Annotated in this window: 10 protein-coding genes; all 10 read left to right on the top strand. The window is 51.9% G+C overall.

Annotated elements, in window-relative coordinates:
- The first annotated feature begins 2 nt into the window (after nucleotides 1-2).
- The gene (gene nuoE, locus A7K98_RS13785) at nucleotides 3-518 is read left to right on the top strand and encodes an NADH-quinone oxidoreductase subunit NuoE (protein ID WP_087490518.1); all 516 of its coding nucleotides are present in this window, start codon (nucleotides 3-5) and stop codon (nucleotides 516-518) included.
- Between the two features lie 2 nt (nucleotides 519-520).
- A complete protein-coding gene (gene nuoF, locus A7K98_RS13780; protein ID WP_198361182.1) occupies nucleotides 521-1,861 on the top strand; it encodes an NADH-quinone oxidoreductase subunit NuoF in 1,341 nt (446 codons plus the stop codon).
- 113 nt (nucleotides 1,862-1,974) lie between these two features.
- Nucleotides 1,975-4,695 (top strand): NADH-quinone oxidoreductase subunit NuoG, encoded by a 2,721-nt coding sequence (gene nuoG / locus A7K98_RS13775; protein WP_087489078.1) that lies wholly within the window; start codon nucleotides 1,975-1,977, stop codon nucleotides 4,693-4,695.
- The gene (nuoH, locus tag A7K98_RS13770) at nucleotides 4,692-5,669 is read left to right on the top strand and encodes an NADH-quinone oxidoreductase subunit NuoH (RefSeq protein ID WP_087489077.1); all 978 of its coding nucleotides are present in this window, start codon (nucleotides 4,692-4,694) and stop codon (nucleotides 5,667-5,669) included. The genes nuoG and nuoH overlap by 4 nt, the downstream gene beginning before the upstream one ends.
- Nucleotides 5,670-5,680: 11 nt before the next feature.
- Nucleotides 5,681-6,223, top strand: coding sequence for an NADH-quinone oxidoreductase subunit NuoI (nuoI, locus tag A7K98_RS13765; RefSeq protein ID WP_038021743.1), 543 nt, complete (start codon nucleotides 5,681-5,683; stop codon nucleotides 6,221-6,223).
- Nucleotides 6,224-6,233: 10 nt separating this feature from the next.
- Complete coding sequence (gene nuoJ, locus A7K98_RS13760) at nucleotides 6,234-6,788, top strand: NADH-quinone oxidoreductase subunit J (protein WP_087489076.1); 555 nt, start codon at nucleotides 6,234-6,236, stop codon at nucleotides 6,786-6,788.
- The gene (gene nuoK, locus A7K98_RS13755; protein ID WP_087489075.1) at nucleotides 6,785-7,087 is read left to right on the top strand and encodes an NADH-quinone oxidoreductase subunit NuoK; all 303 of its coding nucleotides are present in this window, start codon (nucleotides 6,785-6,787) and stop codon (nucleotides 7,085-7,087) included. The genes nuoJ and nuoK overlap by 4 nt, the downstream gene beginning before the upstream one ends.
- Nucleotides 7,084-8,919, top strand: coding sequence for an NADH-quinone oxidoreductase subunit L (gene nuoL / locus A7K98_RS13750; protein ID WP_087489074.1), 1,836 nt, complete (start codon nucleotides 7,084-7,086; stop codon nucleotides 8,917-8,919). Before nuoK ends, nuoL begins: the two co-directional genes overlap by 4 nt.
- Nucleotides 8,920-9,024: 105 nt before the next feature.
- A complete protein-coding gene (gene nuoM, locus A7K98_RS13745; RefSeq protein WP_087489073.1) occupies nucleotides 9,025-10,545 on the top strand; it encodes an NADH-quinone oxidoreductase subunit M in 1,521 nt (506 codons plus the stop codon).
- Between the two features lie 6 nt (nucleotides 10,546-10,551).
- Nucleotides 10,552-12,009 (top strand): NADH-quinone oxidoreductase subunit NuoN, encoded by a 1,458-nt coding sequence (gene nuoN / locus A7K98_RS13740; protein ID WP_087489072.1) that lies wholly within the window; start codon nucleotides 10,552-10,554, stop codon nucleotides 12,007-12,009.
- Nucleotides 12,010-12,071 lie beyond the last annotated feature (62 nt).

Here is a 12,071-nt window from a genome sequence, read left to right as displayed (position 1 = left end):
TGATGAATGACCAGAAAATAGCCGTTAAAACGATTGACCCTGCAGAAACTTTTGTGCTGAACGCAGAAGAGTACCAGGCAATTGAACACGAAAAGCATCATTACGAAGATGCCCGTGCAGCGTCGATAGAAGCATTGAAAATTGTTCAGAAACATCGCGGCTGGGTGCCTGATGGTGCGATTGATGCCATTGCTGATGTGCTGGGTATCCCTGCCAGTGATGTGGAAGGTGTCGCTACCTTCTACAGCCAGATTTACCGTAAGCCGGTCGGACGACATGTGATTCGTTACTGCGACAGTGTGGTTTGTCACATTACCGGTTATCAGGGGATTCAGGCGGCACTTGAACAGGCGCTAAATATCAAGCCAGGCCAGACGACCGCAGATGGTCGCTTTACATTGCTGCCAACCTGCTGTCTGGGTAATTGCGACAAAGGGCCGACGATGATGGTAGGCGAACAGACGCATGTCCATCTGACCCCGGAATCGATTGCCACTTTACTGGAGCAGTATCAATGACCGTGAAGACTATCATTCGTACTGCGGAAACACATCCTCTCACCTGGCGTATGCGTGACGATCAGCAGCCGGTGTTTCTGGACGAATACCGCAGTAAAAACGGCTATGCCGGCGCCATTAAAGCACTGCAGTCGATGGCCCCTGATGAAATTGTGGCACAAATCAAAGATTCCGGGCTGAAAGGGCGTGGTGGCGCAGGTTTCTCCACCGGGCTGAAGTGGAGCCTGATGCCAAAAGATGAATCCATGAACATCCGTTACCTGCTGTGTAACGCCGATGAGATGGAGCCAGGCACCTACAAAGACCGTTTGTTAATGGAGCAAATGCCGCACCAGTTGGTGGAAGGGATGTTAATTGGTGCATTCGCTCTGAAGGCTTATCGCGGTTATATCTTCCTGCGCGGTGAATATATTGAAGCCGCAGCCAACCTGCGGCGGGCAATTGAAGAAGCGACAGCAGCCGGACTGCTGGGGAAAAACATCCTCGGAACCGGATTCGATTTTGAGTTGATGGTGCATACCGGTGCAGGGCGTTACATCTGTGGTGAAGAAACCGCACTGATTAACTCGCTGGAAGGACGTCGCGCTAACCCGCGTTCCAAGCCTCCTTTCCCGGCATCGGCCGGTGCCTGGGGTAAGCCTACCTGCGTAAACAATGTGGAGACCCTGTCTAACGTACCGGCAATCATGGCCAATGGCGTTGAATGGTACAAAGGGATTTCCGGCAGTGAAGATGCAGGTACCAAGATGATGGGCTTTTCCGGACGGGTAAAAAACCCGGGTGTCTGGGAGTTGCCGTTCGGGATCACTGCCCGGGAAATTCTTGAGGATTATGCCGGTGGCATGCGGGATGGCCTGAAATTTAAAGCCTGGCAACCAGGCGGAGCAGGTACCGATTTTCTGACCGAAAGCCACCTCGATCTGCCAATGGAATTTGCCAGCATTGGTAAAGCGGGCAGCCGTCTTGGAACAGCTCTGGCAATGGCTGTCGACCACGAGATTAATATGGTGTCGCTGGTGCGTAACCTTGAAGAATTCTTTGCGCGTGAATCCTGCGGCTGGTGTACCCCGTGCCGCGATGGTTTGCCGTGGAGTGTGAAGATTCTTCGTGCTCTGGAGCAGGGCAAAGGGCAACCGGGTGATATCGAAACCTTGCAGCAATTATGTCGTCAGCTGGGGCCGGGCAAAACATTTTGCGCCCATGCGCCGGGCGCCGTGGAACCTTTGCAGAGTGCGATTAAATACTTCCGTGACGAGTTTGAAGCGGGTATTGCACCTCAGGTATTCGGCAATCTTAACCAGATTGCGGGCATCCAGCCTAACCTGCTGAAATCACGCTGGTAGCCCTGGTCAGCTTTCGCCAACACAGCGTGCGAAAGAGCCCCGGAAACCACGAAAATTATAAGTATTATGTTTAACGCTCGTGCCGGCACGAGCCTTACGGAAGCATGTTCACTATGGCTACTATTCATGTAGACGGTAAAGAATATGAAGTAAACGGGGCGGACAACCTGTTACAGGCTTGTCTTTCTCTCGGGCTGGATATTCCTTATTTCTGTTGGCATCCGGCGCTCGGGAGCGTGGGTGCCTGCCGCCAGTGTGCGGTAAAGCAATATCAGAATGCCGAAGATACCCGCGGACGTCTGGTGATGTCCTGTATGACTCCGGCCTCTGACGGTACCTTCATTTCTGTTGAAGATGCCGAAGCAAAGGAATTCCGTGAAAGTGTGGTGGAATGGCTGATGACCAACCACCCCCATGATTGTCCGGTTTGCGAAGAGGGCGGTAACTGCCACCTTCAGGATATGACCGTGATGACGGGCCACAGTTTCCGCCGCTATCGGTTTACCAAGCGCACCCACCAGAACCAGGATCTCGGTCCGTTTATCTCCCACGAAATGAACCGTTGTATCGCCTGTTACCGCTGTGTCCGTTACTACAAGGACTATGCCGGAGGGACTGACCTTGGGGTCTACGGTGCGCATGATAACGTCTACTTTGGCCGGCCGGAAGACGGTACGCTGGAAAGCGAATTTTCTGGCAACCTGGTCGAAGTTTGTCCGACAGGGGTATTCACCGATAAAACTCACTCTGAACGTTATAACCGTAAATGGGACATGCAGTTTGCTCCCAGCATCTGCCAGCAGTGCAGCATCGGTTGTAACATCAGTCCCGGTGAACGTTATGGTGAACTTCGCCGTATCGAAAACCGTTTCAATGGTAGCGTAAACCATTACTTCTTATGCGACCGTGGCCGATTTGGTTATGGCTACGTCAACCGCAAAGATCGCCCGCGTCACTCCCGACAATTACGGGGCACTGACTGGGTATCTCTGAGTGCTGAGCAGATTGTTAATGCGGCGGCAGATATTATGCGTCAGGGCAAAAAAGTCATCGGTATCGGCTCCGGACGCGCCAGTATTGAAAGTAACTTTGCGCTGAAACAACTGGTAGGTGCAGACAACTTCTCTACCGGGATGGCCAGCCGTGAACATGACAATGTTATGCGTATTCTGGAAGTGCTGCGTGACGGCGGAATTTATACCCCGTCTCTGCGTGAAATTGAGTCATACGATGCAGTGTTAGTGCTGGGCGAAGATCTGACCCAGGTAGGTGCGCGCGTTGCTTTATCTGTTCGTCAGGCAGTGAAGGGCAAAGCCCGTGAACTGGCAGCGGCTCAGAAAGTTGCTGACTGGCAGATTGCCGCCATCCTGAACATCGGGCAGCACGCGAAACATCCACTGTTTGTCACCCATGTGGCTGAAACCCGTTTAGATGATATTGCTGCATGGAGCTATCGTGCCAGTGTGGAAGAGCAGGCACGGCTTGGTTTTGCAATTGCCAATGCGATTGACGGAGATGCCCCTGCGGCCGGTGAGTTTGAACGTTCACTGAACGGTAAACTGGATGTGGTTGTCCAGGCACTCAGCGGTGCGAAAAAACCGCTGATTATCTCCGGAACTCACTCCGGTAGTCAGGCCATGATTGAAGCGGCAGCTAACGTCGCCAGAGCGCTGAAAAATAAAGGTGCAGATGTCGGTATTACGTTGCTGGCTCCGCAGACGAACAGTATTGGCCTGGCGATGCTTGGCGGACAACCGCTGGAGTCTGCACTGGATATGCTGACCAAAGGTGAAGCGGATACCGTCGTCATTATGGAGAATGATCTTTACCGTCACGCTCCTGCAGCGCTGGTTGATGCGGCACTGAATAACAGCCATCAGGTGATCGTGCTGGATCATCAGCAGACTCAGACTCTGGAAAAAGCAGATTATATCCTGCCTGCATCAACCTTTGCTGAGAGCGATGGTACCGTCGTAAACCATGAAGGCCGCGCACAACGGTTCTTCCAGGTGTTTGACCCGGCATTTTACGATAACAGTGTTCAGGTCACCGAAAGCTGGCGCTGGTTGCATTCACTGCACGCTGTGCTGGAAAGCCGGAAAATTGACTGGTCACAACTTGATCATGTAATTGACACGGTGATCGCAGAATATCCTCAACTGGCAGCGATTAAAGAGGCGGCACCGGATGCTTCGTTCCGCATCCGCGGTCAAAAACTGGCGCGTTCACCTCATCGTTACAGCGGGCGTACCGCCATGCGTGCCAATATCAGTGTGCATGAGCCGCGTCAGCCTCAGGATAAAGACACGATGTTTGCGTTCTCGATGGAAGGTAACAACCAGCCATCGGCTCCGCGGTCGCAGATTCCGTTTGCCTGGGCTCCGGGCTGGAACTCACCTCAGGCATGGAACAAATTCCAGGATGAAGTGGGCGGGCATTTGCGTAACGGTGATCCTGGCGTCCGGTTAATTGAACCTTCGGCCAGCGGGCTTAACTGGTTTACTCCTGTTGCGCCAACTCCGGCGGCCGGGCAGTGGCAGGTTGCACCGATGTATCGTCTGTTCGGCAGTGAAGAGCTATCTCAACGCTCGCCGGTGTTCGGTCAGCGTATGAGCGAAGCAGTGATGGTGATTAACCCTCAGGAAGGGGAAAAACTGGGAGTTAACGAAGGTGCGCTGCTGCAATTACAGTGTGGCGGCGAAACCGTAAATCTGCCGGTGCATTTTTCTGCGGCACTGCCTGCCGGTCAGGTCGGTCTGCCACTGGGAATGCCGGGTGTTCCTTTGTTCCTGTCTGGCGCAACCATTGAAAAACTGCAGGAGGCAGCACAATGAGTTGGTTTACTCCTGAGGTAATAGCGGTTCTGATTCAGGTAGTGAAAGCGATAGTGATCCTGTTGGTGGTGGTCGCCTGCGGAGCTTTTATGAGTTTTGCAGAACGACGCCTGCTGGGGCTGTTCCAGAATCGTTACGGACCTAACCGTGTTGGCTGGGGCGGTTCGCTGCAGCTGGCCGCTGACATGATTAAAATGTTCTTTAAAGAGGACTGGGTTCCTCCTTTCACTGATCGCGCTATTTTTACTCTGGCTCCGGTGATTGCGTTTGTCGCATTGCTGCTGGCATTTGCCATTGTTCCGGTTTCTCCGGAATGGATGGTCACCGACCTGAACATCGGGCTGTTGTTTTTCCTGATGATGGCAGGACTGGCGGTGTATGCGGTGCTGTTCGCTGGCTGGTCGAGTAATAACAAATATTCTCTGCTGGGTGCGATGCGTGCTTCTGCACAAACCCTGAGCTATGAAGTGTTCCTCGGCTTATCCCTGATGGGCGTGGTAGCACAGGCAGGGTCATTTAATATGACCGCGATCATCACCAGTCAGACACACCTGTGGAATATCATTCCTCAGTTCTTCGGTTTTGTGACCTTCTGTATTGCCGGAGTTGCGGTGTGTCACCGTCACCCGTTCGATCAGCCGGAAGCAGAACAGGAACTGGCCGACGGCTACCACATTGAATATGCCGGGATGAAATTCGGGCTGTTCTTTGTTGGTGAATATGTGGCTATCACTACTGTTTCAGCGTTAATCGTTACGCTGTTTTTCGGTGGCTGGTTAGGCCCGTGGCTCCCGCCATTCATCTGGTTTGCCATTAAAACCGCATTTTTTATGATGATGTTTATTCTGATCCGCGCCGCGTTACCTCGCCCGCGCTATGACCAGGTGATGTCGTTCGGCTGGAAAGTATGTTTGCCGTTGACGCTGTTGAACCTGCTGGCGACTGCCGCAGTGATTCTGTACAACGCGCAATAAGGAGTAACACCATGACATTAAAAGAGATTGTGGTGGGCTTTGCGACACAGGTGCGCAGTATCTGGATGATAGGAATGCATGCCTTTGCCAAGCGCGAAACCCAGATGTATCCGGAAGAGCCGGTTTATCTGCCACCACGTTATCGCGGAAGAATCGTGCTGACCCGCGATCCTGACGGCCAGGAACGTTGTGTTGCCTGTAACCTGTGTGCGGTTGCCTGTCCGGTGGGATGTATCTCGTTACAGAAAGCGGAAATGAGTGATGGTCGCTGGTATCCGGAGTTTTTCCGAATCAACTTCTCTCGCTGTATTTTCTGTGGATTATGTGAAGAGGCTTGTCCGACCACTGCGATTCAGCTGACCCCCGATTTTGAACTGGGCGAATTTAAACGTCAGGACCTGGTATATGAGAAAAATGATCTGCTGATTTCAGGCCCCGGGAAATATCCTGAATATAACTTTTACCGGATGGCAGGTATGGCTATTGACGGTAAAGAGAAAGGTTCCGCCGAAAACGAAGCCAAACCTATCGACGTTAAAGGCTTATTACCCTAAGGAGTCGGGAATGGAGTTCGCATTTTATTTTTGTGGGGCAATCGCGGTGTTAACCACGCTTAGGGTGATTACTCACACTAACCCGGTGCATGCCTTGCTGTATCTAATCATCTCGCTGTTGGCTGTTGCCGGGGTGTTCTTTTCGCTCGGGGCTTATTTCGCGGGTGCACTGGAAATTATCGTTTATGCCGGTGCGATTATGGTGTTGTTCGTGTTCGTCGTGATGATGCTGAATCTTGGCAAAGTGCAGCAAAAACAGGAGCAGGAGTGGCTGAAACCGTCATTGTGGATTGGTCCCGGGATTATTGCATTACTGCTGCTGATTGCACTGATTAAAGCGATTTCCAGCATCAATGATCAGGGAATTGACGGTACGGTGATTGATGCTAAAGCGGTCGGTATCAGTTTATTCGGACCTTATGTGCTGGCAGTTGAACTGGCATCCATGTTGCTGCTGGCAGGCGTAGTGGTGGCTTATCACATTGGTCGTGAAGACCGGCGGGGAGAGGTGCTGAGCAACCGCCCCGACGACACCATCAAAGCAAATAAGGAGGAAAAAATATGATACCTCTTCAACACGGACTCATCCTTGCGGCTGTGTTATTTGTTATGGGGCTGACCTCACTGGTTCTGCGTCGTAACCTGCTGTTTATGCTGATTGGTCTGGAAATCATGATTAATGCGGCGGCGCTGGCGCTGGTCGTTGCCGGAAGCTACTGGGGCCAGGCCGATGGTCAGGTAATGTATATTCTGGCGATCAGCCTGGCAGCGGCAGAAGCCAGTATCGGGCTGGCATTGCTGCTGCAATTGCATCGTCGTCGTCAGACTCTGAATATTGATTCAGTGAGTGAGATGCGCGGATGAATCTTCTCTACTTAACCGTATTACTGCCATTGATTGGCTTCCTGTTACTGGCATTTTCTCGTGGTCGTTGGTCCGAAAACCTTTCCGCTACGGTCGGAATGGGATCGGTGGGTCTGGCGGCTCTGGTGACCTTGTATGCCGGTATTGATTTTTTTAATCACGGTCGTGCGGTTTACCAGCAGGCGCTCTGGACCTGGATGCAGGTCGGACAATTTAATATTCAGGTTAATCTGACACTGGACGGACTGTCGCTGACGATGCTGTCTGTCGTGACCGGAGTCGGCTTCCTGATTCATATGTTTGCCTCCTGGTATATGCGCGGTGAAGAAGGTTATTCACGGTTTTTCGCTTATACCAACCTGTTCATTGCCAGTATGGTCGTGCTGGTTCTGGCTGATAACCTGATGCTGATGTATCTCGGCTGGGAAGGAGTGGGGCTGTGCTCTTATCTGCTGATTGGTTTTTACTACACCAATCCGGAAAACGGCAAAGCTGCGATGAAGGCTTTTATCATTACCCGTATTGGTGATGTGTTCCTCGCGTTTGCCCTGTTTATCCTCTACAACCAGCTGGGTACGCTGAACTTCCGGGAAATGGCTGAACTTGCTCCGACACAGTTTGCCGGCAATCACCATCTGCTGGAATGGGCAACGCTGATGCTGCTGGGTGGCGCTGTTGGTAAATCTGCACAGTTACCATTGCAAACCTGGCTGGCTGATGCGATGGCCGGTCCGACACCGGTATCGGCACTGATTCACGCCGCTACCATGGTAACGGCCGGGGTTTATCTGATTGCCCGTACCCACGGACTGTTCCTGCTCACCCCGGAAATTCTTCATCTGGTCGGGATTGTGGGAGCCATCACTCTGGTACTCGCTGGTTTTGCTGCACTGGTACAAACAGATATCAAACGTGTACTGGCCTACTCGACAATGAGTCAGATTGGTTACATGTTCCTGGCGCTTGGGGTTCAGGCTTGGGATGCCGCAATTTTCCACCTGATGACCCACGCCTTCTTTAAAGCACTGTTGTTCCTGTCCTCAGGTTCGGTAATTCTGGCCTGTCATCATGAGCAGAACATTTTCAAAATGGGCGGCTTACGTAAAAGCATTCCGCTGGTTTATGTCTGTTTCCTGGTGGGTGGAGCCGCGCTGTCAGCATTGCCGGTGATCACTGCTGGTTTCTACAGTAAAGATGAAATCCTGTACGGTGCGATGACCAGTGGTCACCACACTCTGATGCTGGCCGGGCTGGTCGGGGCGTTTCTGACCTCGATTTATACCTTCCGTATGATCTTCATTGTGTTTCATGGTGAAGAGAAAATTAAGGCACATGCCGGTAAGGGCATCACTCATCATTTACCGCTGCTGATTTTACTGGTGCTCTCTACCTTTATCGGTGCGTTTATTACGCCACCGCTGGCCGGAGTATTACCACAGAGCATCGGGGGAGAAGAAGGTAAGGTCGCCCTGGAAATTACTTCCGGTATCGTCGCCATTGCCGGGATTGTGATTGCCGCTCTGTTGTGGCTGGGTAAACGGCAACTGGTGTCCTCGGTTGCTACCAGTGCGCCAGGCCGGTTCCTGTCCCGTTGGTGGTTTGCTGCCTGGGGCTTCGACTGGCTCTACGATCTGCTGTTCGTGAAAACTTATCGCGCCATTGCCTGGCTGCTGAAATCAGATCCGTTTAATACGCTGATTAATCTGTTGGCAGTGGTTTCCCGTGCGGCCAGTAAAGGGCTGACGGTGAGCGAAAATGGTTATCTGCGCTGGTATGTCGCTTCAATGGGCATTGGTGCAGTTGTTGTGCTGGCGTTAATGCTGGTGGTTTGAGGTGAGCAGGCAGCGACAAGGCTACGGCTTTGCTATCTCTGCCATGCTTAATAAATTTTCGCGGGTGACAGACATCCGCGGATCACTAAAAGGGAACCAAACGCCGTGTTACTACCTTGGCTAATTATAATCCCCTTCGTTGGCGGCTTTCTTTGCTGGCTGGCTGAACGCTTTGGTGTCAGAGCTCCGCGCTGGATAGCACTGCTGACTATGGGGTTAACGCTGGCACTTTCCTTGCTGCTCTGGTCGCAGGGAGGTTATTCATTAACTCAGGCTGCGGGAATCCCGCAGTGGCAATCTGAATTCTCGGTGCCGTGGATCCCGGCATTTGGCATTAACTTCCATCTGGCGATTGACGGCTTGTCATTGTTGATGGTGGTGCTGACCGGTTTACTCGGAACGATGGCAGTACTCTGTTCCTGGAATGAGATAGAGAAATATCAGGGCTTTTTTCATCTGAATCTGATGTGGATTCTCGGTGGTGTGATTGGGGTGTTCCTGTCACTGGATATGTTCCTGTTCTTCTTCTTCTGGGAACTGATGCTGGTGCCGATGTACTTCCTGATTGCGCTATGGGGCCACAAAGCCTCAGACGGGAAGACCCGTATTTCGGCGGCGACTAAGTTTTTCATTTATACCCAGGCTTCGGGTCTGGTGATGCTGATTGCCATTCTTGGTCTGGTGCTGGTGCATTTCCACGCCACCGGCGAATGGACATTCAGTTATGAAAGACTGCTGAACACGCCGATGTCACATACAGTGCAATACCTGTTAATGCTTGGCTTCTTTATCGCGTTTGCGGTGAAAATGCCGGTTGTACCATTGCATGGCTGGTTACCGGATGCACACAGTCAGGCTCCTACCGCCGGTTCGGTCGATTTGGCAGGTATTCTGCTGAAAACCGCCGCTTACGGTCTGCTGCGTTTTAGTCTGCCTCTGTTCCCGCAGGCTTCAGCGGAGTTTGCACCCATTGCGATGGGCCTGGGACTGCTGGGTATTTTCTACGGTGCATGGATGGCGTTCTCTCAGACCGATATCAAACGTCTGATTGCTTACAGCTCTATTTCCCATATGGGCTTTGTATTGATTGCCATCTACACCGGCAGTCAGCTGGCTTTCCAGGGGGCAGTGATCCAGATGATTGCTCATGGTCTGTCTTCAGCTGCATTGTTTATCCTGTGTGGTCAGTTATATGAAAGACTGCATACCCGTGATATGCGACTGATGGGTGGGCTGTGGTCACGGATTAAGTGGTTGCCGGGGCTGTCATTATTCTTTGCAGTAGCGAATCTCGGGATGCCAGGTACCGGTAACTTCGTGGGTGAGTTTATGATCCTCACCGGTAGTTTCCGTGTTGTGCCGGTAGTCATTATCATCGCCACCTTTGGTCTGGTGTTTGCTTCGGTGTACTCGCTCATCATGATGCAGCGGGCGTACTATGGCGCACCAAAATCTGATTCACCGTTGCGTGGAATGAATGCCCGTGAGTTTCTGATGATTCTGGTACTGGTGGTATTACTGGTTCTGCTGGGAGTTTATCCGCAGCCGATTCTGGATACCTCAAATGCTGCAATTAGCAATATTCAGCACTGGTTCGCCGCTTCAACTTCAATAACAAGGCCTTGATTAGCCATGACAATAACTACTGAACAATTGATTGCGCTTCTCCCCCTGTTAATCACCGGATTAACAGTGGTGGTGGTGATGCTGTCTATTGCGTGGCGACGCAACCACTTTGTGAACGCTACACTGACAGTCATTGGTCTTAACCTTGCGTTGTTATCTCTGTGGTTTGTCGGCCATAACGGTGCAACGGACGTCACCTCTTTATTAAGAGTGGACGGTTACTCAGTCTTCTACTCTGCGCTGGTGTTAATGGCAGGCTTAGCCACCTGTACCTTTGCTTTCCCGTGGCTGAAGTCGTTTCATGATAATACCGATGAGTTCTATCTGTTGGTGGCCATTGCGGTGCTTGGCGGGATTGTCCTGTCGAGTGCTGATCATCTGGCGTCGCTGTTTATTGGCGTCGAACTACTGTCACTGCCGCTGTTCGGGTTGGTAGGGTACGCTTTCCGGCATAAACGCTCACTGGAAGCCGCGATTAAATATACCATCCTGTCTGCTGCGGCCTCGTCATTCCTGCTGTTTGGTATTGCACTGGTGTACGCTGGCAGTGGCGATTTAACCTTTGCCGCGTTAGGTCAGAATCTGTCTGGTGCCGGGTTAAGCTCACCGCTGATGTTGGCCGGTTTTGGCATGATTATCATTGGTATCGGCTTTAAACTGTCACTGGTGCCGTTCCATCTGTGGACACCGGATGTGTATCAGGGAGCGCCTGCGCCGGTTTCTGCGTTCCTTGCGACTGGCAGTAAAATTGCTATTTTTGCCGTGATGATGAGGTTATTTATTGATGCGCCGGTCAGTCACAGTGAAGGGATGCGTACCGCGCTGGGAGTGATTGCATTTGCTTCTATCCTGGTCGGTAACCTGATGGCGATTGCTCAGACGAATATCAAACGTCTGCTCGGCTACTCTTCTATTGCCCACCTCGGGTATCTGCTGGTGGCATTGATTGCCTCTGAATCACAGCAGTTATCGCTGGAAACGACCGGAGTTTATCTGGCTGGCTATCTGTTCAGCAGCCTGGGAGCCTTTGGTGTGGTCAGCCTGATGTCTGCTGCCGGACGGGAAAATGATACGGATTCGTTGTACTCTTACCGTGGCCTGTTCTGGCACCGTCCGGTGCTGTCGGCAGTTATGGCGATGATGATGATGTCACTGGCGGGGATTCCTTCGACGCTGGGCTTTATTGGTAAATTCTATGTGTTGGCTTCTGCAGTGAACGGTAAATTATGGTGGCTGGCAGCCGCGGTGATTGCCGGCAGTGCCATTGGTCTTTACTACTACCTGCGTGTGACTGTCAGCCTGTTCCTGAGTGCTCCGGGATTACACCACCGGGATACAACCAACAGCTGGGGCTATACCGCCGGCGGTATTGTCACTCTGATTTCTGCAATTCTGGTGCTTGTACTGGGTATCTTCCCGCAGCCACTGATTACACTGGTGAAACTTGCCCAGCCGTTTATGTAATTTTTCTGCGTAAACCTGTAGTCATCATAAGGCCATGGATTCCATGGCCTTTTTTCTTTGTG

It is taken from the genome of Tatumella citrea, assembly GCF_002163585.1.
GTDB lineage: Bacteria > Pseudomonadota > Gammaproteobacteria > Enterobacterales > Enterobacteriaceae > Tatumella > Tatumella citrea.
The sequence above is the reverse complement of the archived record's forward strand: the minus strand, read 5'-3'. Positions and strand labels throughout refer to the sequence as shown.

Excerpts from the sequence above, each read along its gene's own strand:
- nuoE (WP_087490518.1), top strand. The coding sequence starts at position 3 with ATGAATGACCAGAAAATAGCCGTTAAAACGATTGACCCTGCAGAAACT.
- nuoG (WP_087489078.1), top strand. The coding sequence starts at position 1,975 with ATGGCTACTATTCATGTAGACGGTAAAGAATATGAAGTAAACGGGGCG.
- nuoH (WP_087489077.1), top strand. The coding sequence starts at position 4,692 with ATGAGTTGGTTTACTCCTGAGGTAATAGCGGTTCTGATTCAGGTAGTG.
- nuoI (WP_038021743.1), top strand. The coding sequence starts at position 5,681 with ATGACATTAAAAGAGATTGTGGTGGGCTTTGCGACACAGGTGCGCAGT.
- nuoJ (WP_087489076.1), top strand. The coding sequence starts at position 6,234 with ATGGAGTTCGCATTTTATTTTTGTGGGGCAATCGCGGTGTTAACCACG.
- nuoK (WP_087489075.1), top strand. The coding sequence starts at position 6,785 with ATGATACCTCTTCAACACGGACTCATCCTTGCGGCTGTGTTATTTGTT.
- nuoL (WP_087489074.1), top strand. The coding sequence starts at position 7,084 with ATGAATCTTCTCTACTTAACCGTATTACTGCCATTGATTGGCTTCCTG.
- nuoN (WP_087489072.1), top strand. The coding sequence starts at position 10,552 with ATGACAATAACTACTGAACAATTGATTGCGCTTCTCCCCCTGTTAATC.